Source organism: Leptospira mayottensis 200901116 (assembly GCF_000306675.2).
GTDB lineage: Bacteria > Spirochaetota > Leptospiria > Leptospirales > Leptospiraceae > Leptospira > Leptospira mayottensis.
Genome location: NZ_CP024871.1, coordinates 337501 through 362698, shown reverse-complemented (window position 1 = coordinate 362698; position 25198 = coordinate 337501). Strand labels below are relative to the sequence as shown.

The window sequence follows — 25198 nt, the reverse complement described above, 5'->3', positions numbered from 1 at the left end:
AGTTCCCACACACAGATTACTTCTTTTTGAGAAATTTATGGACTTTCGAAGAGACTTTATTATTGTTAAACTAGTAGGAGTTCCAGCAACATCCTAAAGTTTTGGAACAAATTCTTAATAAAACAACGAAAAAAAGATCCGCCGAACAATCATTCAAATCCGCTTAAGGCTCTTCTATTTCAACGTTTTCTAATGTATCAAAAAAACCGGTTTGAAGTAAAGGAGCAAAATCGATCATGTCTTCCGCGTTCAGTTTGAGGCCATTTTCCATGGAATACGCCTGTAATAAGGATGCACAGGCTAGATGACTTTCACCGAGCTGAGCGTGCGCTCGTGCTTTGATAATTAGAATGTCCGAATCGGATTCTCCAAAATACTGAACATATAAATCGATGAACTTAAGGGCATTCTTGTGATCGGAAACTTTCAGATAACACTGAGCAATCATATCGTAATGAAGAAAATTCTCGTCGCTATCCATACGCATCGACGTTTTGAGGGAAACCAATGCAGAATTGTAATTTCCTCTTTGATAATAAAGGTGTCCTAGTTCCGCCCAGATGTCTTTACGAAGAATTCCTCTTCCTCTTGAAAGTTTTTCTTGCGCCAAAGCCTGCTTTAGAACCGCAATTGCCTCATTGGATCGATCGGTATCTTTCAAAAGGGAGGCCAAAGTCAGATAAAGTTCCAATTGATCCGGATAGAGATCGATCCCCTTTGTAAGAATCTTTTTAGCCTGTTTAAAATTGCTGATTTTGATGAGATAGTTGGAGTAATACAAATAACTTCCGGGCTCGTTCGGATACTTGGTGATGATTTCATGAAAGAGATTTAAGGTCTCCCGAGTGTTTCCAATATGATACTGGCACCAGGCCTGACGATTACGTATCTTAAGAATCGTTTTAGGATTATCGGTAAAAGAGAGAGCTTCTTTGTAGAGATTGAAAGCTTTGGTGAATTCTCTTTGATTCTCCCTCTGAATCGCAGATCTGATCAGTGTAGGGAAACTCACAGTTTAGACAGATTAAAAATTTTCAAAAAATAATCAAGTTTTCTATTTATCACCCGAAAATAGAATTGGGGGAAAAAGAGAGAAAAACCCAAAATTCTCAGAAGAGGGAATTTATGAATATCAATGGAAATACAAACCAGAGTTTACTTTTGGAAAGAGTCGCGAATTTACCTAAGGAAATTTTTCAGGTACAAAGTGATCTGAACCGAAAGATGTTGAATCTCGCCGTAGAAGTGGGAATTCGAAATTCAAAAGAAGAAGGACAAAGAAGAATTCTAGATCTTTACGCGTAATTCCCAGATCAGTCTTGATTGTAAACGGGACGTTTACGTTCCCGGAAAGACTGTACCGCCTTTCTAAAATCCACAGAATCAAGGAAACTCGAATTCCAAAGTGCAACATAATTCAAACCGGCTTCTAAAGGTTTTCCTTCGGAATATCTCATCACATCCTTCACGCCAGACACGACGATCTTAGGGTTTTCGGCGATCTCTTTTGCAGTTGCAAGGGCTACTTCCATCATTTCTCCTTGGGTCTGAAAAACCTTGGTTACGAGCCCAATTCGCTCCGCCTCGGTTCCGTCGATATCCTTTCCAGTTAAAGCCAATTCTCGTGTATGGCCTTGTCCAATGATAGAAGGAAGTCTGTTGATCGAACCCATATCGGCAACAATCGCAACTTTTGCTTCCCTGAGAGAAATTAGTGCGTCTATCGTAGCATAACGAATATCACACGCGGAAATCAGATCCAACCCTCCACCGATACAATGTTTTTGAACTGCGGCAATGGACGGTTTTGGTGAATCGTAAACGGCATTGATTCCTTTTTGCATTTTAAGAATGAGATCGAAGAATTTTCTACGATCGCTACCTAAGGGAGCTTGGATCAAATTGCCGAATTGTTGAATAAAAGAATCCAGATCTAAACCAATGGAAAAGGATTTTCCTCTTGCAGCGATCACGAACGCGTGAATATCAGGATTGGCATTGATTTCTTCAATCACATCCGGTAGATCCCTCCAGAAAGGCCAATCCATTGCATTTCTTTTTTCAGGGCGATTGAGATAAAGAACGGCGGTTTTATCTTCAGGTCTTACGACAATTTCAAAAAATTCAAAATGGGCCTTCATCCCAGTCACTCTGGGAATAAAAAAAAATCTTACAAGCCATTCCTAGTCTGAAGAAATGGTGGACAATTTTTTTATTATGAGAATGATTCTCATAATCTTTAGGAGGGTTTTAGTGATCATCAGTTGGGAAAAAATGCGTCATTCGCATCCAAAAGAAGAATGGAAAAAACTTTTAGAAAAGGTAGATGTTATACAGGAAAAACGAGGGAGTTCCCACATAGTTTCCAAAAAACATCTATGTATTGAGAAGAAAACAAAAGAAGGAACCTCATTCTTTGTTTGGCATTACACAAAACAAATTGAAAAGGGCTCAAGTTCAAACTAGGAACTCATTTTTCAGATTTTCAGGAAATTCCATTACCTGAGAATTATACGAGTTTTGAAAAAAATTAGAGAACCTCTTCCCCATCAACTTGATCGGAAAATCGAGAGGAACTTTTACTTTTTCAAACAGAAACAGGAAAGCTCAGTTGAATACAGGCGCCTTCTTGATTGAGAAAATCGACTTTCCCATCGATCTGTTTTGCAAGGGACTCCACAAGAGATAAACCAAGCGAGTTTGGACTTCTATTTCGAATCGACTTTTCGGAAAGACCCTTTCCGCTATCCGAAACTTCCAGAGTCGACATTTCGTTCTTTCTCGTGAAACTGACCCGAATCAAACCGGATTCAGAACCCGCCAATCCGTGTTTTAAAGAATTTGTAATGAGTTCGTTGATGATCAAAGCGAGGTTCATTCCAATCTCGGCTTTCACTTTTGCCTCTTGGATATCTAATTCCAACCGAATTTTTTCCCGATCTACCTGGTAAATTTCAAAAAGTGCATCCGTAAGTTTTTTCACATAGAGTTCAAAGCTGATTGAGGAAAGATCCTTACTTTCATAAAGAATTTCATGAAGAAGTGCGACCGCACGCAAACGATTCTGGCTTTCCCGAAGGATATCATTGGATTCTTCGTCGGCTTGGCCGGATCTAAGACTAAAAATAGAAGAAATGATCGTGAGATTATTCTTAATTCTATGATGAATTTCTTTGAGGTAGGTATCTTTTTCAGTCGTACTCGTGTGCTGCTCTCTTGTTCTGAGAATATTAAAAGTTCCTGTTAACTTTTCTTCCGCTCCTAAAATCGGAGAACTCTGGAGCTGAATTTCTTGGCTATTTCCGTTTTTCGAAATTAAGAATAGATTTCCACTTTCCCTAGGAAGTCCGGATTTGAGAACTTCTTCCACTACGTTTCCGATCGTATTTCCAGTTTTATTCTCGAAAAAAAGAATTTCTCGAACCGGTTTTCCAAGGTGATCCTTATATTTACAACCGGTCAGTTTTTCCGCTGCCGGGTTCATAAAAAGTAGAAATCCATTTTCATCCGTAGTTACAATTCCCGCCCCCAGTTGATCCAATGCACCTTTCAATTTTTCTTCAGTTTGTTTGGATCTCTGCTCAATTTCGTTTTTATAAAGAGCTACTTCAATCGAAGAGCGGAGTTGATCGGATTCAAAAGGCTTTACAATATATCCAAGAGGCTGAGTCTTTTTAGCCCTATCTAAGGTGCTTTCGTCGGCGTATGCGGTAAGATAAATCACAGGAGTGTGAAAACGATTCCGAAGTACTTCGGCAGTTTCGATTCCATCTAGATTCCCCTCTATGTTTATATCCATGAGAACAAGGTCCGGATGATTTTCCTCGGCTTTCTGAATCGCTTCCTCTCCTGAAGAAGTAATCCCTACGAGTTCGTAACCCAATTTTTTCAGTTTTTGACCTAAATTGACGGCGACGATGATCTCATCCTCGACCACCAATATTTTGGGTTTTTGAAGCATATTCATTAGTTACTAAAATAACTCCGAATTCAACAAGACATTTGTCAAAAAACGGAAAAAGTTATGGTGAAATTATGTTTTCCTTTTTTAGAAATTCCAAGCTCTTCTCAGTTTTCTCAGATTCCCTAAAGGGAAAAGAAAAAAACTGGGAGAAACGATTTCGATCCTCTTACAAGTACTTCATCTTAGACTCTTTTTTTGAGAAGAATCTTAGCCTAATTTAAATTTATTCCTAAGCTTGGACGACCCTTTTGTGTAAGAAAGCGCCGCTCTTTAAGGAATTTCTCTAAGTATTTAGAACAACTTGGGTCTTCTTTTTTTGCAAATTTTCCTTTTTTATCATTCATTAGGAGCGCGCAAATCAATCTTAAGTTTTTTCTCCACCCTGGACTTTATTTTAGAGAATCGATTTTTGCGAACACAGAGATTGTTTGTTCTCCATTCAGGAAAAATGTAAGATTTCTCTAAAAACGTAATTTCGACTTATCAAAAAGACCGAACAGGGTCTGTTCGATTTCGGACTGGATTCTAATCTTTTTTCCAATTTTGGAGTTGACCGTTGCTGCGATTAGTTGTATTATACATCTAATAATGAAAGATTTTCAGATCGAAAATACACTCGGTTACAGAATCAATCGTGGCGCGATCGTAATGAAGTTAGAACTTCAGGAACGTTTTAAAAGCGCCGGTTTTTCTATTACTCCCGAAGAGTGGGTCATCCTGAATCGGCTTTGGGAATCGGATGGAATGAATCAGAACGAAATCTCGCAAAAAACCATCAAGGACAAGACTACTGTGACCCGTTTTCTGAACGGAATGGAAAAGGACGGTCTGATCCGGAGGGTAGTGGCAGAGGAAGACCGGCGCAGCAGGCTGATTTTTCTCACCGAAAAGGGGGAAAAATTGAAAGAGGAGCTGATACAAATCGCCAAATCCTTGTTAAACGACGCAAGTATGGAGATAAACAAAGAACATCTGACCATTACGATAAACGTTTTGGCGCAGATTGAAAGGAACATCGTAAATCTAAAAGCGAAGTAGATGATTTAAATTTAATAAAAGAAGGAATGTTGAGTATGGAAACTACAACTTTTAAAAAAAATTCGAGCGCCATCGCGGCCATAATCTTTATAGTCACGGCGAGTACGATCGGTTATATCAAAATCGGCTGGCCACCTGTGATCATTGTGGGAGGGTCCGGATTGATCGGATGGATTTTCTGGTATTTCACGTATTTAAAAAGGCCCGTGGATCCTAAAGTGATTCTTCCTTTATTTGTGCTTACCGTAGTCGGTTTGCAGATTCACATGATTGAGGAATATCTGACGGGCTTCGGTCCCGCTGTGAGTCGTTTATTCGAAATCCCCTGGACTGAAAAGGGATTCGTAGTCGTATTCACATTGATCGGTCCGATGCTTTATATGTTGACCGCGTTGGGTCTTTTCTTTAGATTCCCGCTCGCAGGTTTTATTGCGTGGTTCATTTTTATCGGTCCCGGTCTTGCGGAATTCACCCATTTTATTTTTCCACTTTTGGAGCCAAGCGTTCAACCGAACAACCCAGAAAGGGTTTCTCAAATTGTCAACGGAGTAATGATTTCGGATATGCCGAACTATTACTTTAAAACTATGGGGGAATATTATTTCTCGGGACTTTATACGGCGGTGCTTCCAATGCTTCCGGGAGGTTACGCGATTCTTAAATTAGTAAAACATCATAGAGAGACTCGTCCTTAAAAATAAATCGGGTTCTCGTGTTTTCAACCCGATCATCGTCCGGCCGCGTTTATCGATTTCTTAACTCAAAACTTTTCGATAAAGCCGGACGATATTCCCGCTTGTTTTTATTTCTCAAAATGTAATTTTCATTTCCTAAAGATTTACGGATAAAAAACCGTTTCTCCACTTTGACTTTCGAGAAGAATCTAGAGGTTATCTCAAAAACCGTCATCCGTGTAGTCAGACTTAAAATTTCTTGTACTTAAACTATAAATAATATAATTGATCGTTATGAGCCGATTAGGTGACTTAACGAACGAACAATGGGATTTGCTTTGCGATTTACTTGTAGAACCCGAAGCAAGAGATGACGGTAAAGGTCGTCCGCGTGTAAATTCAAGATCAATTTTGGACGGTATATTATGGATTCTTCGCACTGGTGCTCCGTGGATAGACCTACCTGATAGATATCCCGCATATCAAACATGCCATCGAAGATTTCAAGAATGGCGCAAAAATGGAACCCTGGATAAAATTTTAGAAGCGCTTCTTCATGACTTAGAAATAAGAGGCAAGATGGATTTAAGCACGTGTTTCATTGACGGGACTTTTGTTCCTGGAAAAAAAGGGGCCTACGTATTGGCAAAACTAAACGGGGAAAGGGTACAAAAGTCATGGTTATCGTCGACAAAAATGGTATTCCTATCTCCGCCGGGATTGAAAGTGCTTCGCCGCATGAAAGTAAGCTCGCGGAAGGTGCAATCATCCGCAAAAAAGTCAAAGGCAAAATCAAAGATTTAGTCGGAGATCGTGCTTACGATTCTGATCCTTTAGATGAATATCTTAAAAAGAAATATAAAGTAAATTTGATCGCTCCACACAAATCAAATCGAAAAAAGAAAAAGACACAGGATGGACGTAAGTTGCGGAAATATCGTGGAAGATGGAAAATTGAACGAACTTTTTCTTGGCTACAGAACTTCAGAAGATTTGCAACTCGATACGAACGAAACGATCAAAACTTTTATGGAATTCTGATACTCGCATGTATCATGATCGTTATTAGGAGTTTTTGAGATAACCTCTAATAGATATCCATTTAGAGTTTGGAGGTATAGCAACCGTGTCCTGAGGATAGTCGGTTGACTTTGGGCTTGTGGTAGGTTCTTACATTTCTTGTTTTAGAAACGATGGATCTTTGTGTAAATACTCACACACTTTGAAAACGGGCGGATTGCGTTCGAAACAAAGCCAGAGCATAAAACGCAGGAACTCCCAGATTGGTAGAAGGCAAATGATTTCGTTGAGACTGTTTTTGGAAAGTTGCGGTAGTTCCCGCATTTTATGTAAAGGACAGAAATAAATCGATCTCGATTTATAGAAGATACAGCAGTAGTTCCCACATCTCTTCCGGATACACGACAGATTTCATCAAGAAATTCTAACTTCGCTTTCTACGGATCGCTCGATTACTTACAATTTCGAGAACACAGTCTTTTAGGAACAGCTCGCGACCTTTGTTAGTGTGTCGGCCCACCCTTTCTAAACGTAAGCCCCTTTAAATATTTGGAAGGATTAACAGGCTTTCCGTTTTTTATGACTTCGAAATGCAAATGAGGCCCGAACGAATAACCAGTGGAACCAGATCTTGCAATCTTCTTCCCTGCTAGCACATAATCCCCACGTTGAACAAAAAGCTTGGAGTTATGCGCATAAAGAGTCTTAAAATCGTTCGTATGTTCGATGACGACCACGTTTCCGTAACCACCCATCCAGCCGGCGTAAATCACCTTACCGTTTCTCGCAGCGGCAATCGGCTCGTAGAAAGCCTTTAAATCAAGCCCCTCGTGAAATTTTTTTCTGGGGAAAGTCCTAAATCCGAAATTGGAAGTTACAACTCTGGATGCAACAGGGATCACCCACTTTGGAGCTGGATCCGGAATTACCGCACCTGGTAAAAATAGTTTCTGACCAGGTCTAAGAATATCCAGATCCTCCAATTTGTTTTCCGACAATATTTCATCCAAGTTAACCTTATAAAGATTGGCTACTTTTGCGACAGTGTCTCCTGTTTTCATTTTGTAAAGAAGACCTTGTTTATTCGGAATACTTAATATTTGACCAGGATAAAGTGTATCTTCGATTTTGATGTTGGAAGAACCCGCGATAGATTCCATCGAAACCTTAAAGCGAGTAGCAATTTCAGCTAATGTCTCATTTCGCTTCACTCGATACGCTGTAACTTTAAATTGTTTTTTCTTTTCGGAAGGGTTCTTGAGTTCCTTCGCCATCAAAATTGTAAGTTTTGCCTTTTCGGATTCCTCCAAAAACTTTTCATCCCCGGATTTTGCCTTTAAGTCCTCGGAATCGTTTTCGGTGATTTCATGTCCAGCAGAATCCATCATCGCACTACTCGGGTTCATCCCAAATCCCAAGAATGCGAGAAAAAGCGCGATAGATGCGAATATAGGAATAAACCGGAATTTTTTTCTCCGAAAGTCCAGATTCCCGTGATAGAGATTTCCTCTAAAATAAAACGAATAATGAAAATGAAATGCGCCCAGGTAGATCAGAGTAAAATTTTCCGTCCGAAGGAGTTCTTTTCCTGCGGTCAGTTGTCTGGGCTTTTTGAAGATCATACAGGAAAAATATCGGCCGCTTTGTAGTCCTTTCTATAGGAAGAAAAGAACTTATTCGTCCTTGCCGTTGTCCAAAGTCCGGGTTCCACCGAAAGACTCTTCTACGATTTTTTTTACGTCTTTCTTTTGTCCGCCTGTAATTGTTATATTCCCCTTTGCAACCACTCCTTTAGCAAGGTGAAGCGCAGGAGCGACGATATCTCCGAGAAGCCTTCCAGTTTCTTCCAGACGAACTTCGCTTTCAGCCTTGATGTTTCCAATCATAGTCCCGGAAACGGTTACTTCTTTAGCCGCGATATTCGTTCTTACCTTTCCAGTCTCTCCGATATAAAGAGTATCGTCCGTTTTGATTTCTCCTTCGAATTTACCGTCGATACGAAGAGAACCCGCGATATAAAATTTTCCTTCGAAAATAGATCCTGGACCGATTACACTGTTATTATTTTCCCTGCCGATGGCCATCTAAAACTCCTGCTAACAATCAAAACCCATCCCCTAACCGGAGACACGCCGTAAATCTATTTGTGTACTCAATCCCAAAACGACAAGTATTTTTGTTTGGAATTATTGAATCAAATCATCGTCACCCTGGAAAATATTAGTTTTCTGCTTCTTTTTCACTTGGGTTTGGTGAGAAGGAGGCAGATCGGGTTCCGATATAAAACCAGCTCCACGATGATCGTCGCAAACTTCTTTGGGTACTGTTTCTTTGGTAAAATATTCTTCTTCGGTTTGATTGCAGTGAGAACCAGGAAGTTTCCCGGAAATGGAACAGATTTGTTTTCGAACAATTCCCGTTTCCCCAAAATGAAAGGGCTTTGATTTTTCCCGAGAAAGGGCATTCGACATAAACCGCCCCCAGATTGGAGCGGCAACCACACCCCCAGACATTCCTTTACCCATCGAAAGAGTTCCAGTATCATAACCAAGCCAAACTACGCTTACTAATTCGGCAGAATAACCCGCAAACCAAGCATCCCGAAAGTTATTCGTCGTTCCAGTCTTTCCTGCGGCCGGACGATTGAGACCGTAAGAAGCGGCGCCTGTCCCGGTTCCCCTTTTAATTACGTCTTCCATCATTGACGTGAGGATAAAACAAATTTCTGGAGAAAGAATCCGTTTTCTTTCCTGTTTACTCGCTTCCTCTCTGAAATCCTTGATTACATTTCCGGAATCATCTTCGACATAAAGAACACTCAATGGAAATACCTGTTTTCCTCCAGAAGCGATGACAGCATACGCGCGGGCCAATTCGTACGGAGAAACTTCGAAAGTTCCCAAAGAGATGGAATAGTTTTTGGGAATGGATCGATTTTCAATCTGAAGAATTTTTTCCAGAACCGGCATGAGGTTGCTGATCCCAGTGTGATCCAAAACCCGAACTGCGACACTATTTCTGGAAAGTTCGAGCGCTTCACGAAGTTTTATAAATCCAGAATATTCTCCCGTATAATTGGAAGGCGTCCATTCATCACCGTCTTCTAATACGTATTGGAGAGGAGAATCGGAAAAAAGAGACGCCGCAGTTACGTTCTTCTTCGGATCCGGATGTTGATTATAATATTCCATCGCGGCCGCGTATATCAAAGGTTTAAACGCCGAACCGGGTTGGCGATAGGCCTGGAAAGCGCGAATCTGTTGATTATCCGACCGGAAACCGGAACCTCCTACCATCGACGTGATATACCCCGTATCGGGGCGCATCGAGATCAAGGCGCCTTCGACGGGAAGCAGAAAGTCCTCGGTTTGTTGATTTCTATAACTCCAATCGACTGCTTCGCCCAAAGATTCGGTTCCGCTTAAAAGATTCAAAACACCAAGCTCATCCCTCAGGTCCTCCTGCCAAGTGCGATTAAACGTGCGAACCGACTTCGAAATCTTAAACTTAAACTCAGGAATGTCGTTTAACATCGATAGTAGATCGTAAATTTCACCGTAGGCGTCGTCGAACGCATCTATTTTCGTGAACATCCTCTGATTGGATTGAGCGGTCTGATTTTTCAGTCCAGCATACAAAGCCTTCTCCGCTTGAGTCTGATGTTGTATGTTCAAGGTAGAATAAATCTTGAACCCCCCGCTGTACAACGTAGTTATAGGAATGTAACGTGCCAGATTTTTACGCACGTATTCCGTGAAATAGGGGAAACGATTCAACCTATCGCCAAACGCGGAATCGTTCGGAGAACGATTTAGAGTAATATAATATTCTGAAAATGCTTCGTATTCCCTCTCCGCAGTTTTGACGTCGAGAACTCCGTTTTCCACGAATTTCTTAAATACGACGCGAACCTTCGCACTAGAGGAATTAGGATTGACCAAGGGAGAAAATTCCGTAGGCCTTGTGGTTAAACTGGCGAGTAATGCAGATTCCCCCCAAGTCAAATCCTTTACGTCCTTACGAAAATAAAACCGAGCCGCCGCTCCAACTCCGATCGTTCCATGACCAAGAGGAATTTCGTTGAGATAAATTTCCATCAACGTGTCCTTATCAAAAACCACTTCCAAAAGAAGCGCAAGCCAAGCCTCTCTGGCCTTTCGAAGGAAAGAACGTTCCGTATTTAAGAATTTTAAACGAGCGACCTGTTGCGTAATTGTCGAGGCTCCTTCTTTGATTCTACCCGCCAAAAGATTGACCATAAAAGCACGGAAAATTCCGCGTAAATCGAGCCCCCAATGCGAATAAAAATGATTGTCCTCGGTAGAAACAAAACTACGGATGAGCTTGTTGAGTTTGCCGTCTTCTTCGGGAGGAAGTTCTTTGATGTTTAAAACGACACGGGAAAAACGATAAAATTCCGCGATGGGTTCGTACTCACTCTTATCATTGATTCCATAAAGAACGGAAGGTTTTTCATACTGATTGGATCCGGGAACTTTCCAGAGATCCTTGACGGAAAATACGAACAAAAATCCGTTGAGAAACAACAAACCCGCACAGAGCTTAGTCAATTGTTTCAACGGATTTTCGGAATTTAGAATCTTCTGAAGAATCCTATCCCGAAAATGAATGACGAAAAAACGGAAAAGATAACTGACTGGTTCTTGTTTCATGTTCGATTAAACTTCTTCCAACGGTGAAAATTCCTTCATACTGTCGACTCCTTGAAAACGAAGTCCCGTATCTAAATTATATCCTTGATATTCCTTTAAGAATGCGGAGCGACTCATTTTATTCTCTAGATAATTCCATGCATGTGTAAGCGCGTCCCTACCATTTTGCGCCGAGCGATTAATCAGTTCCACGAAAGAGTCGTTTCGCACGATTGAAGGGTCGGCTGGGTAATTCCACTTCTTTTTTTCCTCGTTCATGATCCGTTTGTCTATATGTTCCTTGAGAGGAAGCATCAGAACCGAGGATCGAACTTTGTGAAACGTAATCTGGTCTAAAAACTTCAAAGTGCCCCGAATCCATCTGCTTCTGGAATCCAAAACCCTGTGAAATTCCAGATAACCAAGAAAGGATTCGTTTAACAAATCTCCGGGAATGATCTTGTCTTCAGAACCTATATAATATTTTTTGAATTCGTCTAGAAAAGTCGCTTTAAGACCACGAAGCCAAAAATGCCAGAGTATGGGATCCATCTTCCAGATTTTTTTTTCAGATTTAAAAATCGCATCGACGTGATGGACAAAGTCGTATTCTTTCGGAGTCATTCCCCATCTGTAGTCGAGAAGCCAGGAATCCAGTGCGTTCTCTACTCTCATGTGATTGTACTGGGCAAGGCTGCTGATCTTTTTGTCCTTGTTGTAAAAGTCTCCGGAGATATAAAAAATATACGGATGAGTGACTATGTCCACAACACAATGACAGATGTAACCGAGAGTAAACGCAATATAACGATCTCTATGAATCCCCACTTCGGTTTGTAGAATAAGATCTAAAAAACTTAAAACAAGTTCCGTAACGGAGTTATGATGACTCATATCCCCCCAGATTGTGGCTTTTTTCGTTTTGCGAGGAGAAAATACATGATAAAAGTAAAATATATCTGGGGCGATGGCTCCAATATTTGCGAACTTTCGGTTGGATTCAGCTCGCATTAGAAGGGCAATTTTTCTTTGGTCCGCAGTTCCGTGATCCAGATGTTTACAAATCTGGGAAAGGACTTCTAGATGAGTGATTTTGCCAGCCATGATGGAAAATACCTTTTAAAAAACGAAACCTTTTAGGAGCGTGTTCTCAAAACCATTTAGAATTGCCCATTTTACTTATGCAACCAATAGAAAAATTAAAATTTTTAACCGAATTTCAAGTACGCTCGATTGCACAGCAATTCGGAACCCCGATTTTTGTATATTCTCGGGAAGGGATCGAAAAAAGCTGTGACGCTGCACTTGCGTTTCCGAACGGCTACGGATTAACCGTACGCTATGCAATGAAGGCCAATCCCAATCGAACAATCCTTGAAATCATAAAACGAAAGGGAATTCAAATTGACGCAAGTTCCGAATACGAAGTGTCGAGAGCGATTCATTACGGATTCAAACCAGAAGAAATCATGCTTACTTCTCAGGAACTTGCAAAGAACTTAAAAGAATTCGTAGAAAAGGGCGTAGTTTTCAACGCTTGCTCTCTGCGTCAATTGGAAGCCTTTGGAAATTTATTTCCGGGAAAAGAAGTCAGCGTTCGTTTTAATCCAGGGTTAGGTTCGGGACAAACCAAAAAAACGGACGTGGGCGGAAAAACTTCTTCCTTCGGTGTTTGGCATGAGGAACTGAATAAGGTAAAGGAAATCGCCTCAAGATACAAACTCAAAATTTTTAAAATTCACACTCATATCGGATCAGGAAGCGATCCGGAAGTTTGGAAAGCGGTTGCTCAAGTCTCTCTCGACATCGCGGCGCAATTTCCAGAGTGTAGAATTTTGAATCTAGGCGGCGGCTTTAAGGTCGGTAGAATGGAAGATGAAAAAACCACGGACTTTCAAAAAATCGGCAAACCCGTAGTTGAACTTTTCCAAGAATTCGCGAAAAAACACGGAACTTTACTTCACTTGGAGATCGAGCCGGGTTCGTTTTTAATGGTGAACAACGGTTCGATCATCACCACAGTGGACGATGTAGTTTCCACGGGTGACGGCGGTTATACTTTTGTAAAGATTGACGCGGGAATGGACGTGAACACAAGGCCTTCTCTGTACGCGGCAAGACATCCATTGGTCGTAGTTCCCAAAGTAGAAACACATTCCGATAAAACCGCAAATTACGTATATGTGGGACATTGCTGTGAAAGTGGAGATTTATTTACGCAAGCCGAAGGCGGCGGACCGATCACAAGAATAACAGGAGAAACTAAATTAGGAGATTATGTTGTAATGGAAGGGGCGGGCGCTTATTGTTCCTCCATGTCCACAAAAAATTACAATTCTTTTCCCGAGACTGCGGAAGTTCTTGTGGGCTTAGATGGAAGTTTTCAACTCATTCGGAAACGGCAAAACCTAGAACAAATTTTTCAGAATGAAGTCCCTATTTCTCTCTGAAAAAATTTACGTTCTGATTCTTGCCGGAGGAACCGGTACGAGAATGGGCTCGGAGATTCCAAAACAGTTTTTGGAATTTTCCAACGAGCCCATTCTAATTCACACACTCAAAAAATTCCAGAGCTGGAAAAAACAAAAACAAATCGTTTTAGTTTCTCATCCGGAATTCATTTTAAAAACGGAATCTATTTGCGGTCCTTTTTTAGAAAACCAGGATCGTATCGTAGAAGGTGGAGAGACAAGGCACGGGTCCATGCTTCGGGGTTTATCCGCACTCACGATCCAAAGCGAAGACATTCTATTGATTCACGATGCCGCTCGGCCATTCGTTTTTTTAAAGGAATTGGACTTGTTATGCGAAAGTATCCGTGAGAACGGAATTTCCACACTTGCTTCTCGCACTTCCGAAACCGTATTAGAAGAATCGAATGGAAAGACCTCGTCCTTTCTAGATCGGGAACACATTTGGTTTATGAAAACTCCACAAGGAATCCGAGGAGATATTTTGAAAGAACTGCTAACATTGCCAACGGACCCGATTCCCACCGACCTTTGCTCTTGGGCTTTAACGGCAGGAAAAAAATCTTCCATCGTAGAGTCGCATCCATTTAACCTTAAAATTACCCGTAAGGAAGACTTGGAACTTGCGGAACTTTATTCTTCTTTATTCCAAAAAATATCATAAAAGCAAAATCAGACTTTTAAAGAAAACACAATCGTGAAGAGGTCCCATATTCTTTTTATGAGACAAAGTGGTAATTTTTTATCCAGATTCCAAACGACGATAATCTTTTTTGGAGATGTAATTAAAAAATTCTCTATACGGAATTAAAGGCCATGTTTGATATAGATTCTAAATTTATTCTCGAATCAGACATAAAAAATCGTGTTTATCATCCGATAGAAATATGAGAGTCCTCATAAAGCCGGGAAATCTTTATTGCAAAAAGTATGACCTTAATGTTAGTGAAAACCTCCTTTCTATCGTTTTTCTTTACTCGGTATGAGGGGACTCAATAGTACATCCCTTAAGGGATTACAAATCGGTTCAATGAATCGTTCCCGGCATTGTGATCTAAAAGGTTATACCAAGGATTTTCCAAGTCATTACGTAGATCAAAACAAAACCCAAAAGAAACTTTTTCGAAGTAACCGCTTTTTAATGAAAAAGGAAATGAAAATAAACCTACTTCTCGTATTAAAATCAGACAAAATAAAAATTTATACTAACGGTATTGAATGGAATTCGAATTCGGCACTCTCATCTTATCCGGGCTAATCATACTCAGCATCGGACTTTTAAGAATCTCTACTAAGTTCGGGGTCCCTTCACTATTATTATTCCTCGTCATCGGAATGGCGGCAGGTTCAGACGGCCTCGGGGGAATCGAGTTCGACAATCCCGTACTAGCAAAACAAGTAGGCTCCATTGCATTAGCGTATATCCTATTTTCGGGAGGACTGGAAACCGAGTGGTTAAAGATCAAACCAGTTCTTTGGAAAGGAATTGTCCTCGGAAACTTAGGAGTATTGATTACCGGGGCCGTTATGGGATTGTTCTCCGTCTACGTTTTAGGTTTTTCGCCGATTATCGGATTTTTATTGGGAGCAGTCGTATCTTCAACGGATGCGGCCGCCGTTTTTAACGTACTGAGAACCAGAAATACGGGAATGAAAAAAGGATTAACCTCTTTGCTCGAACTCGAATCGGGAAGTAATGATCCGTTAGCCGTTCTTTTAACCGTAAGTATATTGAGTCTTTTAGGACCTCACCCACCACAAATCGGAGAATTGGCACTTCATATCTTTATGCAATTCTCCATTGGAACGATAGCGGGAGTTATATTCGGATATGCGATCTACAAAGGATTAAACCGAATCAAGCTCGAATATGAAGGATTGTATCCGGTTTTGATTTCCGCATCGGTTTTGTTTGTATATTCGGCGACGGAATTAATTCAAGGAAATCCGTTTCTCGCGGTTTATATCGCAGGACTCGTATTAGGAAATCAATCCTTCGTTCACAAGCGAAGTAATCTCAGATTTTTAGATGGAATCGCATGGTTGATGCAAATCATCATGTTTTTAACATTAGGTTTACTTGTTTATCCAAGTAGAATTCCCCCACTTTTCGGAACGGGTATAATATTCTCCCTTTTTCTTGTATTTGTTGCAAGGCCGATCGCGGTGTTTGTCTCTCTTTTCCGATCCGGCTATAATATTAGAGAGAAGTTATTGGTTTCTTGGATTGGACTCAGAGGTGCAGCCCCGATTATACTCGCGACATTTCCGTTCGCTCAAGGTTTAGCGGGTTCAGATAAGATTTTCCATCTAGTATTTTTTACGGTACTTGTCTCTTTGCTCTTACAAGGAACCAGCGTCCCTCAAGTCGTTCGATGGCTCGGATTAGACGCACCCTTAGAACAAAGAGCTTCCTATCCATTCGAATTTGAAAATCGAGAACAAAGTGATTCAAATCTTTTAGAGTTTATCGTACCTTACGGATCAAATTCCGCCGGAAAGTTCGTATATTCTTTGAATTTTCCCGAAAATTCACTAATTACGTTGATCTATAGAGGAGACAGACATATTGTACCAACAGGAAAAACTACATTAGAAGAAGGTGATGTTCTTTTGATTTTAACACCGAAGGGAAGTGAGGACAAAATCCGAGACATCTTATCACAAATGGAAGATACGATTTAACCACATCTTGATTTTTATTTTGATCGGGCGGTCGCGGCTCGAATTTTTCGTACGTTTAAGGTACTAAGAGCTTGTCCTAAAACCTTAAAAGAAATCAGTTACAATGATTCAATAAGTTCGTAATAAAATATAGAAGTTCCCACAAATTATATCTCTTTGGTTGTTTACGAGCTTTCGAGCATATTTTATAACTATTAAGTTCTCCTAGAGGCTCCTATATTTCGAGGTTTTGGAACAGGCTCTTAAGAAAAAAAACGCAGGAACGGCGGGCTCGCTACAGCTCACGTCTTCGGCCGTATTTAAAGAGACGACCGCATTGTACGCCACACATCCCTACTGCACGATTTCCTACTAATAATCGAATAAGTTCAGCGACTTTTTTTGATCTATATTTTGAAATGAAATAAAAGGATCGAACATTTCGGATCACTTTTCCAAAAAATCCTTCAGTGTTTTCAAAGCATAGTCCCAACCGCTATCGGAATGTTCATAGGAAGTTCGAGTAGGAAAATTCTCCTGAATTAAGGAAAGAGAAGTAAACGTCCCTTCCGATTCCAATTCGAAAGTAATGATAGAATAATTTTCGGGAATGTTCGGAACACCTGAAAAATTACTCCAATAGTTGTATCGAAATATTTTTTCCTTTTCTAATTTGAGAATCGTCCCGTGATCTTCATATTCTTTCCCCTCCCAAACACCCGTAAAAAGGATCGAACTTCCTTCTTTCCAATCGGAAATTGTTCGTGTACCATAAAGATAAAGTTTAATAACTTCCGGATCGATTAGTCCGTTCCAAACCTTCGCGATTGGAGCTCGAATAGAAATTTTCTTTTTGAGAATTAAATTTTGGTTCATTCTAAAATCTCCAAAATCAACAACAGACCGATAATACTCTAATTTCCTCAACCGGAAAAATCTCCATATTCTAAAGAATACGACTAAAGCTTCGGAAAATGCGAAAACCCATTCAGAAAAAACATAACAAGTTTTGAAGTGATGAAACATCTCAAAACTCTTTCTCCGAAGCCAATCTTTTTAAAGATAGAAAAAAGAAAAAGCATTTCGTCTAAACCGGAATTCTGGGAATGTGCATTTCGATCATTCTTCTTTTGATTGAAGCTATTTCGTATTCAAAGAAACGCATACGTATGTGCTTCAATATGCACATTCAAAGATGCAAGTATTCATTTCCTCATCATAATCATTCGGATCATTGAATTTTTCAGAACTCATTTTTTCAATCCAATCATTTTGCAGAATAAAAAGCCGTTCAAACTTGACTCACTTTACATTTTAATATAATAAATTTCCTATAGAATCTATTTGTTTTTTAGAATTATGAATTGACTTTTTCGAAAATACACTCAAAATTCTCCCACTCTTCAAGGAGAAAACGCAAATGTTTCGAATCATTTCAAAATTGTTTCTAGTTCTTATGGTGTTCGGTTTTATTTCAACCGCATACGCGCAGACTAGCAGCCAAACCAACACTCCCTCCTCTATCAGTGGCAAGTATAAAGTTGCCGGAACCAATCCGAACGGCTCGTCTTATAGCGGAAGCGTTACGGTCACAGAATCGAACGGAGAATACCTCTTTACCTGGAATGTTGCCGGAAAAACTTTTACCGGAACCGGAACCCTGGAAGGATCTACATTAACCGTAAATTGGGGAGAATCGGAATCCGTTATTTACGAAGTAAAAAACGGTGGTAAACTTTTAGAAGGAACTTGGGCAAATGGAAGTGCAACCGAAACCTTAAGAAAATAGGAATATACGAATGTATTTGGTTGTGGAACGATCGGGGCTCCCGATTGGTTCTACAACGATTTCGAATTCATTCGTTCTTTCAAAAACCTTCCTTGCTTTCGAGATTCTAATTTCTCACTCATTCTTTGATAGATTTTTCGCCAAAGACCTGTTTCGATAATGCTTTATCCTACCTGTTTCTGTTCTGAAAAGTATTATCATAAAATTTTCTCAAACGAAAACAAAAGATCGATTCGATCTACTAAATCCAATTTGAAGAGACATAAAATAATTGAGAATTCGTCCAAAATCACTTGGTAAATTCGTAATAAAATACAGGAGTTTCCACAGGTTACGTCGTATCGGGTAATTTATAAGCCTTATAGCGGTTCTTTTCATCGTTAAACTCCTAAAATATTAAGTTTTGGAGCAAGTTTTTAATAAGAATCAAGAACATCTGATCGAATTGGAAAATGGCCTTATTTATCAGATCACTTTGTCCTCATTCCTAAGCCAAGAGAACGTAAAATTCGATACCCAATGATTTTCTATCGTACGAAAGTTTATCAAAACCATTAAAGATAAATTCCCATGAAAATCGAAATAGGCTTTGTAGATTGTTTCTAAAATGAAATTTTAGATTGACCCACTTACCTATCGATAGGTAAGTGGGCTGATGAGATCTGGGGGAGATACAAAGGAAAAAATCGTAACTATTGCTAGGGATTATTTTCAAAGTGTCGGTTTCCGATCGTTCAGCTTCCAAGATATAGCCAACGATTTAGGAATTAAAAAGGCGAGTATCCACTATTATTACCCTTCCAAAGAGGAATTGGGTCTTGAAATACTGGAAGCATACGATAAGGACTTCAAAAAATATATAGAAAACATAAGGGAAAGATCTCCCCGCGTTAGACTATTCGGACTTTTTAAACTTTATGTAAGTTATGCCGGTGAAAATGGAAATATTTGTCCATTCGGTGTTGTAGGCACAGAATACCATGTCCTTTCTCAAACGATCCGAGACAAAACCCTGATTCTTCAAGATCAACATCGCGATTTTTTAATACAAACTTTGTACGACGGGGTAAAGGACGGGTCCTTTCTACTTACTCTCAGTGTTCGCGATACGGCTGATTTATTCATCTCCGCAATTCAAGGGGCAATGCAAATTTCAAGAATCCGAAAGGATAAGGAATATTTTCCGAAAATGATTCAAAGTCTTAAATCGATGATACAAATGAAGGAGCATAAAAATGCAGGTTTCTGAATCCACTACAAAAGCATGGGAAGTGATGAACAACTTGTCCGATAAAATGGCCAAAGAGTATAATCTCAGTCTCGAACTTCCACCAAAATCTTTTAAGGAAATGAGGGCCGAATTCGTAGAATTCGAAGGAGCAAAAAGGATTGTAGTTCGGTTTCCTTACGATGATCGTTTTGCAAATCCGATGGGAATTTTTCAAGGAGGAATGCTTTGCACCGCGTTAGATAATACTTTCGGACCTCTTTCCTATCTTGCCGCTAAAAAACCCTGCGTTACCACGGATTTATCTACGCAGTTTTTTAGAACTTTCTTTCCAAAGGACGAATACATTTTGATCGAAGCGAAAGTAATTTCTAAATCTCTCGCTATGCTAACTATGCAGGCGGAAGTTAGAAATCCGAAAAACAAACTCATTGCGATCGCTACTTCAAGTGTTTTGATTTTACAAGAATCTATGCTCAAAAGAATGACGAACAAACAGGAAGAATAAATCTTTATCAAACGAGATTCATCAATGATTCCATTGCGGTCAGTTGCAATCGACTTGTCCGCAGTTTTCCCGTTCTTCTTCGGTTTCCAAAGTAACATGTGCAATTTTTAAACCCTTCAGAATTTCCCTTGCCTTATACTTGATAATTCTCTGATGATCGGAAGAAAGGCCGTTTTTTAAAACGAGATGCGCAGTCAAAGCGTTTTCCGTAGTACTCAAAGACCAAATATGAATATGATGAATATTTAATACGCCTTCTATGGATTTAAGCTCGCTTTCCACGATTTCCGATTGAATCGTATCCGGAGTGGAATCTAAACTCAATCGGAGGCTTTGCCTAAAAAGCGGAATATTTCCGTACAGAATCACAAGTCCCACTAAAAGACCAACTACTGGGTCGATCCACAAAAATCCAAACCACTGAATCAATAAACCGGAAACGATCACCCCCAAAGATACCAATCCATCCGCGAGAAGATGCAGATATGCGCCTTTCATATTCACATCCTCGTCCTTACTTTTGCGGAATAAAAAGGATGAGGAAAAATTTATCAAAACCCCCACAAAAGCCACAACAGCAACCATTCCTCCAGGAACAGAAGTCGGTCTGGATAATTTCTCAACCGATTCGTAAATGATAAAACCTACAGTACCGAAAATTAGAATAGAATTAAGAAGGCTGACTAAGATCGAAGATTTTTTCCAACCGTAAGTAAACCCCGGAGAAGGTCCTCTTTCTTGAAGTTTAATCGCAATCCAAGCAAGAAACAAAGAACTCACATCCATCAAATTATGACCCGCATCTGAAAGCAAAGCAAGCGATCCGGACCAAAGGCCTATTCCCGCCTCGATACCCGCATAAATGAGATTGAAAAACATCGCAATCATAAGGCTTTTACCCGCACTCCCAAGATGATGATCGTGGGGAGAAGTATGATCGTGAGAATGGTTATGCGAGTGATGCCCCATGAGTCCTTCCGTGTTTTAAATGATATCTTTCTCAGAATAGCGAAGCTATGAACCTGTAAACGGAAAAAATATGTTTATTTCTGAAAATCGACTTTCTTTAGAATCCGCTTCAAAATCCGAAGAGAATTTAATTTTAATCATTTAGCAAACTCATAGAAAATGGAATAGTCCCACAGATTACGTCTTTTTGAGGATTTTAAGATTTTTGAACAGATTTTATTGTCCTTCAATTTCTGTAGTAATTCCCGCATTCCAAGATTTCGGGATAGATTCTTTAAAAAAATCCCTCGTTTTACAAATTGAAAGCAACCCACACTCCATTAGACTTTTCTAAAATAATACGGAGTTGCAAAATGATCCTCCGATCCGAACGGCTTTTCAACGTTTAAAGAAAAGAATGGCGTATTTTTCCAAGATTTTCAACCGATTTTGCTACCTGTTTTACATTCTACCTTTGATAAGCATATTTTCGAGTCTTAAGAACAAAATTTGCGTTATTCTTTGCTTCAAACTTATTCCAAAAAATGTCGAGAAAGCCACCAGAAAGAGAAACAATTGTTGCAATTGTCGCTAAAAAAAGCATTCATTGTCGATCTATGTCTTGGAAGAAATTAGCCCAATACTTGCTTATTTTTCTATTACCGTTATGTCACAACGTAAATGCATATCAAGAAGACGGGCATTTTTATACTGTTCAAACCGTTTTAAATAACTTTGAAACTTCTTCTCCTCTAACCAAAGACGAAATCGCCCTTATCGCTTTTTGTACTCAACTTCCGGACGAGGTTCCAGAACTGGACGCAATTTCAGTGTATCAAAAGCTGGCTTTTAAATATCCTTTCGATTATATACTTTGGGTTCTTAAAAGCCAAGGTTCACCGAAGGTTCTGGGGAGAATGGCCGAGGTACAGCAGTTGTTACACGGTTTAACAGGTGGAAACAGTGAACACCTTCGTAATGTAGCCGTCACAACCTTGGATCGACTGCGTACAAAACTTACTTCCAAAAAGGAAAGACTTCCCGAAAGATTATGTGCGTTAGGTTTCGCTTTTCATTTGTTAGGAGATTCATTCGCACATCGCAAATTGTTAAATCCTAAAAAAATGTATCCTACGGGAAGAGGACACGCTTCCGATATGACCTTGCCCGATCACCCAGTTTACAACGATGACCGTGTTGTCGAGTGGGAAAATTATGCGAAGAATATTCCGAACTTATTTCGTTCCGATCTGAAGGAAGTTGTAATCAAGGAAGATTTTAGAAAGGTAAGAGAACTTACTGGAAATAACTATCCCTGGCATTGTATTTTTGGAACAAAATGCGAGGACAGACTCAGAAAAATCTTATTACATCGATTGAAAGAGTCCGACTCCTTTCCAAAATACAATCCCTTACAGAAGGAACGTTATCCCGCCTCCAATTGTCAAGAGTACGTTCAAAGGGTAGTCGAACAAAAGGACATTCCGCACATTCCGGATTGTGGTAAGTCTTGGAAAATTTACAAACAAGTTTCCTTAGAAGTTTGGAAAGACCTCGGTTATTTTCAAGACAAAAAATCCCGTAAACAAATCGAACTCTACGACGGAGACGACTTATGGCTAAATCCTTAAGCGAAGAACACCCTCGAAAAAAAAGAAAAAGAAAAGTTAAGAAGAAATCGATTTGGGGAGAAATCCTTATCGTATTTGCAGGTCTTCCGATTTTGATTGCTTGGATTTCCTTTCGTACGTTCGTATGCTGGGGCAATTTGAGTTATACCGGAGAAGTTTTTTGCACCATTTCCGGAACGATCAATCCTCTTCTTTTAGTTTTAACCTTGGTTCTGATTGTATTGACTTTCGTGGATCTTCACAAATTGGGTGATGAGCTTGAGGAACTGCCTAAATGGTCTTCGAAACGAATTTATAAAGGGTTTCGATCCTTGGAAAAATGGGATAAATTTCATTTTTTGTTCTCGTTTGTTTCTTTTTTGGGGGCCCTAATTATAGGTATCTATCTCTTAAATCGTCTTGAATTTAGTTTATTTTAATATACAAATATATTCTTTGGGGTTGTAATGAAAAAATACGAAGCGGTTGTGATTGGTACCGGATTCGGCGGAGCCGTAAACGGCTGTAGATTGAGCAAAAAATGGCCCGGCCGGGTTTTAATTCTGGAACGTGGAAAACGCTATCCCAAAGGTTCCTTCCCCCGTTCTCCCCACGATATGTCCAAAAATTTTTGGAACGTTCCCGAAGAAAATAGTTCCAAAGCCCGCCCGAAAAAACTTTCCAAATTGAATCAAACCGGTCTATTCGACATTCGAAATTACAAAAACATGGACGTAGTTATTTCCGCAGGACTCGGCGGTGGGTCTTTGATTTACGCGAACGTTTTCCTAGAACCTCCAGATCATATCTTCGACGAACGTTGGCCTGCAAACGTGAAAAAGAAAAGCCTCAACCCATATTATAAAATCGTAAAAGAAATTTTGGGCTCCCGACCAATTCCAACGGATAACGATCCTCGAAGAAAAATTGTTCGAACCGAACTCTATCAAAGATTCGCGAAGTTTGTCGGCCGAGAATCCAAACTCGCGGATATTAACGTATTTTTCGGAAACGATTTTAAGAAACCGATATCGATAGGACTCCAGGAAAAAAATCGCTACGGAGCCGTTCAAACTTCCTGCACGTATTGTGCGGAATGCGATATCGGATGTAATACACATTCCAAAAATACTTTGGATCTAAATTACCTCTTTGTAGCGGAAAATAAATACAAGGCGGATGTGAAAACCGAACATCTGGTTCAAAAGATAGTTCCCCTTGGACCGGATGGAAGCGATAATTCTTCTTATCACGGAGAAAACGGTTATCGAATTTATTTTAGAGATCTTTCCGCACATACCAGAGATTTAATTTCCGTAGTCGCAAAACGAGTTGTAGTTTCCGCAGGGACGTTAGGAAGTACCGAACTTCTTTTAAGATGTAAGGAAGAATTCAAAACTCTTCCTGATATATCGGATCATGTAGGAAAACAATTCTCCGGCAACGGCGATTTTTTATCCTTTGCCATTAAAGGAAAAGAACCTGCAAATCCAAACTACGGCCCGGTAATTACACAATATACGGACTATAACTTGTTCAAAAGTTACGATCCTAAAAAGGCTTTTATTCTTCAAGACGCGAGTTATCCCGTTTTTGCTTCTTATTTTGCTGAGGCGTCCGTTCCCTGGTTTTTAAGAATCGGATTTTTCTTTCATATGCTCGGGGAGCTTTTCAAAAGATTTTTAGACGGCAAAATTTTCGGAAAAATTGGTTATCTGATAAGCGAATTAATGAAAGGCGACCTTTCCTACACTTCGGCGGTATTGTTGTGTATGGGAATCGACCGTGCAGATGGTGAAATGATTTTGGATCGTAAAAAAAGTTTTCAGATTCAATGGCCTCAAAAGAACAACATGTCGCTTTATGAAGCAATTTTAGGCGTGATGAAAGCCTTTGCTTCGTTTATCAAAACAGACTTTTACTTTCCGCTCCCGACCTGGTCTTGGCCAATTCGCAATAACGTATCCGTACATCCGTTAGGCGGTTGCATCATCGGAAATTCGATAACTCACGCAGTGACTTCTGCGGACTCAAAAACTTTCGGACAGGTTTTTTCGTACCAAGGACTTTACGTGGCCGATGGAAGTCTTTCTCCGACCGCAATCGGTGCAAACCCATCCATGACAATCGCCGCTCTTGCCGAAAGAGTCGCGGAAGGAATTACAGGAATAAAACCGACGACAAATCTCTGACAAAAAATACGTTACTGCAAGCATGAAGACGAGTTCAGTCAAAACCTCCATCTAAACAAGCTTGCAGAATTAAATGCAGAGAAATAACATTCGTTTTTTAGGATTATTATGAACAGCGCAACGGAATCCATTAAAGACACCCTGGAATTGATCAGACCTTATCTGCCTTCCGCAATTGTTCGGAGATTGGCGGATGCCAACGAATCCAAACTGCAAAGGTCGCAGTCTTTTGAGGGGGCCATCTTATTTTTCGACGTTGTCGGATTTACTCCTACTACTTTGGCGTTAGCAGCCAAGGGAACACGTGGAATCGACGCGCTACAAACCGTTCTTTCCAATTACTATACTGGATTGTTAAAACATCTCAGTCAATGGGGAGGAGCGGTTTATCAATTCGCGGGAGATTCCGTTTTAGTCAGTTTCGAAAAACAAAAAGACGA

At 40.0% G+C, this 25198-nt stretch carries 24 protein-coding genes (1 of these 24 cut by a window edge); 15 read left to right on the top strand and 9 right to left on the bottom strand.

The genetic code is table 11. From position 1 onward, the window contains the following. Nucleotides 1-163: 163 nt before the first annotated feature. Nucleotides 164-1012: a tetratricopeptide repeat protein gene (locus LEP1GSC190_RS01665; protein ID WP_002745760.1), complete on the bottom strand. Its 849-nt coding sequence runs from the start codon at nucleotides 1010-1012 to the stop codon at nucleotides 164-166. 113 nt (nucleotides 1013-1125) lie between these two features. Here LEP1GSC190_RS01665 and LEP1GSC190_RS01660 point away from each other — a divergent pair, with 113 nt between their 5' ends. Continuing rightward, the gene (locus LEP1GSC190_RS01660) at nucleotides 1126-1305 is read left to right on the top strand and encodes a hypothetical protein (protein ID WP_036035903.1); all 180 of its coding nucleotides are present in this window, start codon (nucleotides 1126-1128) and stop codon (nucleotides 1303-1305) included. Nucleotides 1306-1313: 8 nt separating this feature from the next. Here the strand turns inward: LEP1GSC190_RS01660 and LEP1GSC190_RS01655 are convergent, their stop codons facing one another. Further along, nucleotides 1314-2141, bottom strand: a complete 828-nt coding sequence (locus LEP1GSC190_RS01655; RefSeq protein WP_002745761.1) for a crotonase/enoyl-CoA hydratase family protein — start codon at nucleotides 2139-2141, stop codon at nucleotides 1314-1316. Between the two features lie 76 nt (nucleotides 2142-2217). Between LEP1GSC190_RS01655 and LEP1GSC190_RS01650 the strand changes: the two genes are divergently transcribed. Then, nucleotides 2218-2466: an LIC12628 family protein gene (locus LEP1GSC190_RS01650; RefSeq protein WP_173380582.1), complete on the top strand. Its 249-nt coding sequence runs from the start codon at nucleotides 2218-2220 to the stop codon at nucleotides 2464-2466. 121 nt (nucleotides 2467-2587) lie between these two features. Here LEP1GSC190_RS01650 and LEP1GSC190_RS01645 read toward each other — a convergent pair whose 3' ends face one another. Continuing rightward, a complete protein-coding gene (locus tag LEP1GSC190_RS01645; RefSeq protein ID WP_002745762.1) occupies nucleotides 2588-3967 on the bottom strand; it encodes a histidine kinase dimerization/phosphoacceptor domain -containing protein in 1380 nt (459 codons plus the stop codon). A 585-nt stretch (nucleotides 3968-4552) separates the two neighbouring features. Here LEP1GSC190_RS01645 and LEP1GSC190_RS01635 point away from each other — a divergent pair. From LEP1GSC190_RS01635 to LEP1GSC190_RS20935, 3 genes are all read left to right on the top strand, one after another. Continuing rightward, nucleotides 4553-5002, top strand: a complete 450-nt coding sequence (locus tag LEP1GSC190_RS01635; RefSeq protein WP_002745736.1) for a MarR family winged helix-turn-helix transcriptional regulator — start codon at nucleotides 4553-4555, stop codon at nucleotides 5000-5002. 35 nt (nucleotides 5003-5037) lie between these two features. Then, nucleotides 5038-5697: a hypothetical protein gene (locus tag LEP1GSC190_RS01630; protein WP_002745734.1), complete on the top strand. Its 660-nt coding sequence runs from the start codon at nucleotides 5038-5040 to the stop codon at nucleotides 5695-5697. Nucleotides 5698-5970: 273 nt separating this feature from the next. After that, a protein-coding gene (locus tag LEP1GSC190_RS20935) for an IS5 family transposase (protein WP_420844245.1) occupies nucleotides 5971-6755 on the top strand; the annotation gives its coding sequence in 2 pieces (ribosomal slippage) (nucleotides 5971-6319 and nucleotides 6319-6755; 786 coding nt in all). Between the two features lie 444 nt (nucleotides 6756-7199). Here LEP1GSC190_RS20935 and LEP1GSC190_RS01615 read toward each other — a convergent pair. The 4 genes from LEP1GSC190_RS01615 to LEP1GSC190_RS01600 all read right to left on the bottom strand — a co-directional run bounded on the left by LEP1GSC190_RS01615 (nucleotide 7200) and on the right by LEP1GSC190_RS01600 (nucleotide 12452). After that, a complete protein-coding gene (locus LEP1GSC190_RS01615) occupies nucleotides 7200-8318 on the bottom strand; it encodes a peptidoglycan DD-metalloendopeptidase family protein (protein ID WP_002745771.1) in 1119 nt (372 codons plus the stop codon). 51 nt (nucleotides 8319-8369) lie between these two features. Then, nucleotides 8370-8780 (bottom strand): bactofilin family protein, encoded by a 411-nt coding sequence (locus LEP1GSC190_RS01610; RefSeq protein ID WP_002618425.1) that lies wholly within the window; start codon nucleotides 8778-8780, stop codon nucleotides 8370-8372. A gap of 102 nt (nucleotides 8781-8882) precedes the next feature. Further along, a complete protein-coding gene (locus LEP1GSC190_RS01605; protein WP_002745732.1) occupies nucleotides 8883-11369 on the bottom strand; it encodes a penicillin-binding protein 1A in 2487 nt (828 codons plus the stop codon). Nucleotides 11370-11375: 6 nt separating this feature from the next. Further along, nucleotides 11376-12452 carry a zinc dependent phospholipase C family protein gene (locus LEP1GSC190_RS01600; RefSeq protein ID WP_002745767.1) on the bottom strand — a complete coding sequence of 359 codons (1077 nt, stop codon included), beginning with the start codon at nucleotides 12450-12452 and terminating at the stop codon, nucleotides 11376-11378. A gap of 77 nt (nucleotides 12453-12529) precedes the next feature. Between LEP1GSC190_RS01600 and LEP1GSC190_RS01595 the strand changes: the two genes are divergently transcribed. The 3 genes from LEP1GSC190_RS01595 (at nucleotide 12530) to LEP1GSC190_RS01580 (ending at nucleotide 16504) form a co-directional block, all read left to right on the top strand. Continuing rightward, complete coding sequence (locus LEP1GSC190_RS01595; protein WP_002745774.1) at nucleotides 12530-13798, top strand: diaminopimelate decarboxylase; 1269 nt, start codon at nucleotides 12530-12532, stop codon at nucleotides 13796-13798. Then, a complete protein-coding gene (locus LEP1GSC190_RS01590; RefSeq protein WP_002745766.1) occupies nucleotides 13776-14483 on the top strand; it encodes an IspD/TarI family cytidylyltransferase in 708 nt (235 codons plus the stop codon). The genes LEP1GSC190_RS01595 and LEP1GSC190_RS01590 overlap by 23 nt, the downstream gene beginning before the upstream one ends. Before the next feature lie 554 nt (nucleotides 14484-15037). Next, complete coding sequence (locus LEP1GSC190_RS01580) at nucleotides 15038-16504, top strand: potassium/proton antiporter (RefSeq protein WP_002745759.1); 1467 nt, start codon at nucleotides 15038-15040, stop codon at nucleotides 16502-16504. Between the two features lie 426 nt (nucleotides 16505-16930). Here LEP1GSC190_RS01580 and LEP1GSC190_RS01575 read toward each other — a convergent pair whose 3' ends face one another. Continuing rightward, a complete protein-coding gene (locus tag LEP1GSC190_RS01575; RefSeq protein ID WP_036035898.1) occupies nucleotides 16931-17359 on the bottom strand; it encodes an SRPBCC family protein in 429 nt (142 codons plus the stop codon). Between the two features lie 544 nt (nucleotides 17360-17903). Between LEP1GSC190_RS01575 and lfb1 the strand changes: the two genes are divergently transcribed. From lfb1 to LEP1GSC190_RS01560, 3 genes are all read left to right on the top strand, one after another. Further along, nucleotides 17904-18272 carry an LIC10280 family protein gene (gene lfb1, locus LEP1GSC190_RS01570; RefSeq protein ID WP_002745742.1) on the top strand — a complete coding sequence of 123 codons (369 nt, stop codon included), beginning with the start codon at nucleotides 17904-17906 and terminating at the stop codon, nucleotides 18270-18272. A 655-nt stretch (nucleotides 18273-18927) separates the two neighbouring features. Further along, on the top strand, nucleotides 18928-19521 hold the full coding sequence (locus LEP1GSC190_RS01565) for a TetR/AcrR family transcriptional regulator (protein ID WP_002745727.1): 594 nt from the start codon (nucleotides 18928-18930) through the stop codon (nucleotides 19519-19521). Beyond that, nucleotides 19508-20008: a PaaI family thioesterase gene (locus tag LEP1GSC190_RS01560; RefSeq protein WP_002745776.1), complete on the top strand. Its 501-nt coding sequence runs from the start codon at nucleotides 19508-19510 to the stop codon at nucleotides 20006-20008. The genes LEP1GSC190_RS01565 and LEP1GSC190_RS01560 overlap by 14 nt, the downstream gene beginning before the upstream one ends. A gap of 39 nt (nucleotides 20009-20047) precedes the next feature. On the opposite strand, the gene LEP1GSC190_RS01555 is transcribed toward LEP1GSC190_RS01560, so the two are convergent. After that, entirely contained in the window at nucleotides 20048-20977 is a 930-nt protein-coding gene (locus LEP1GSC190_RS01555) for a cation diffusion facilitator family transporter (RefSeq protein ID WP_002745720.1), read from the bottom strand. Between the two features lie 596 nt (nucleotides 20978-21573). Here LEP1GSC190_RS01555 and LEP1GSC190_RS01545 point away from each other — a divergent pair. The 4 genes from LEP1GSC190_RS01545 to LEP1GSC190_RS01530 form a co-directional block, all read left to right on the top strand. Next, on the top strand, nucleotides 21574-22587 hold the full coding sequence (locus tag LEP1GSC190_RS01545; RefSeq protein WP_051019791.1) for a hypothetical protein: 1014 nt from the start codon (nucleotides 21574-21576) through the stop codon (nucleotides 22585-22587). Then, on the top strand, nucleotides 22572-23006 hold the full coding sequence (locus LEP1GSC190_RS01540) for a hypothetical protein (protein ID WP_002745729.1): 435 nt from the start codon (nucleotides 22572-22574) through the stop codon (nucleotides 23004-23006). Before LEP1GSC190_RS01545 ends, LEP1GSC190_RS01540 begins: the two co-directional genes overlap by 16 nt. 27 nt (nucleotides 23007-23033) lie before the next feature. After that, complete coding sequence (locus tag LEP1GSC190_RS01535; protein ID WP_002745728.1) at nucleotides 23034-24758, top strand: GMC oxidoreductase; 1725 nt, start codon at nucleotides 23034-23036, stop codon at nucleotides 24756-24758. A gap of 108 nt (nucleotides 24759-24866) precedes the next feature. Then, on the top strand, nucleotides 24867-25198 hold the start of the coding sequence (locus tag LEP1GSC190_RS01530) for an adenylate/guanylate cyclase domain-containing protein (protein WP_002745778.1). The gene runs 3862 nt beyond the window's last position; only the first 332 of its 4194 coding nucleotides appear in the window; its start codon is at nucleotides 24867-24869; the stop codon falls past the right edge of the window.

Excerpts from the sequence above, each read along its gene's own strand:
- LEP1GSC190_RS01660 (WP_036035903.1), top strand. The coding sequence starts at position 1,126 with ATGAATATCAATGGAAATACAAACCAGAGTTTACTTTTGGAAAGAGTC.
- LEP1GSC190_RS01655 (WP_002745761.1), bottom strand. The coding sequence starts at position 2,141 with ATGAAGGCCCATTTTGAATTTTTTGAAATTGTCGTAAGACCTGAAGAT.
- LEP1GSC190_RS01650 (WP_173380582.1), top strand. The coding sequence starts at position 2,218 with ATGAGAATGATTCTCATAATCTTTAGGAGGGTTTTAGTGATCATCAGT.
- LEP1GSC190_RS01645 (WP_002745762.1), bottom strand. The coding sequence starts at position 3,967 with ATGAATATGCTTCAAAAACCCAAAATATTGGTGGTCGAGGATGAGATC.
- LEP1GSC190_RS01635 (WP_002745736.1), top strand. The coding sequence starts at position 4,553 with ATGAAAGATTTTCAGATCGAAAATACACTCGGTTACAGAATCAATCGT.
- LEP1GSC190_RS01630 (WP_002745734.1), top strand. The coding sequence starts at position 5,038 with ATGGAAACTACAACTTTTAAAAAAAATTCGAGCGCCATCGCGGCCATA.
- LEP1GSC190_RS01615 (WP_002745771.1), bottom strand. The coding sequence starts at position 8,318 with ATGATCTTCAAAAAGCCCAGACAACTGACCGCAGGAAAAGAACTCCTT.
- LEP1GSC190_RS01610 (WP_002618425.1), bottom strand. The coding sequence starts at position 8,780 with ATGGCCATCGGCAGGGAAAATAATAACAGTGTAATCGGTCCAGGATCT.
- LEP1GSC190_RS01605 (WP_002745732.1), bottom strand. The coding sequence starts at position 11,369 with ATGAAACAAGAACCAGTCAGTTATCTTTTCCGTTTTTTCGTCATTCAT.
- LEP1GSC190_RS01600 (WP_002745767.1), bottom strand. The coding sequence starts at position 12,452 with ATGGCTGGCAAAATCACTCATCTAGAAGTCCTTTCCCAGATTTGTAAA.
- LEP1GSC190_RS01595 (WP_002745774.1), top strand. The coding sequence starts at position 12,530 with ATGCAACCAATAGAAAAATTAAAATTTTTAACCGAATTTCAAGTACGC.
- LEP1GSC190_RS01590 (WP_002745766.1), top strand. The coding sequence starts at position 13,776 with ATGAAGTCCCTATTTCTCTCTGAAAAAATTTACGTTCTGATTCTTGCC.
- LEP1GSC190_RS01580 (WP_002745759.1), top strand. The coding sequence starts at position 15,038 with ATGGAATTCGAATTCGGCACTCTCATCTTATCCGGGCTAATCATACTC.
- LEP1GSC190_RS01575 (WP_036035898.1), bottom strand. The coding sequence starts at position 17,359 with ATGAACCAAAATTTAATTCTCAAAAAGAAAATTTCTATTCGAGCTCCA.
- lfb1 (WP_002745742.1), top strand. The coding sequence starts at position 17,904 with ATGTTTCGAATCATTTCAAAATTGTTTCTAGTTCTTATGGTGTTCGGT.
- LEP1GSC190_RS01565 (WP_002745727.1), top strand. The coding sequence starts at position 18,928 with ATGAGATCTGGGGGAGATACAAAGGAAAAAATCGTAACTATTGCTAGG.
- LEP1GSC190_RS01560 (WP_002745776.1), top strand. The coding sequence starts at position 19,508 with ATGCAGGTTTCTGAATCCACTACAAAAGCATGGGAAGTGATGAACAAC.
- LEP1GSC190_RS01555 (WP_002745720.1), bottom strand. The coding sequence starts at position 20,977 with ATGGGGCATCACTCGCATAACCATTCTCACGATCATACTTCTCCCCAC.
- LEP1GSC190_RS01545 (WP_051019791.1), top strand. The coding sequence starts at position 21,574 with ATGTCTTGGAAGAAATTAGCCCAATACTTGCTTATTTTTCTATTACCG.
- LEP1GSC190_RS01540 (WP_002745729.1), top strand. The coding sequence starts at position 22,572 with ATGGCTAAATCCTTAAGCGAAGAACACCCTCGAAAAAAAAGAAAAAGA.
- LEP1GSC190_RS01535 (WP_002745728.1), top strand. The coding sequence starts at position 23,034 with ATGAAAAAATACGAAGCGGTTGTGATTGGTACCGGATTCGGCGGAGCC.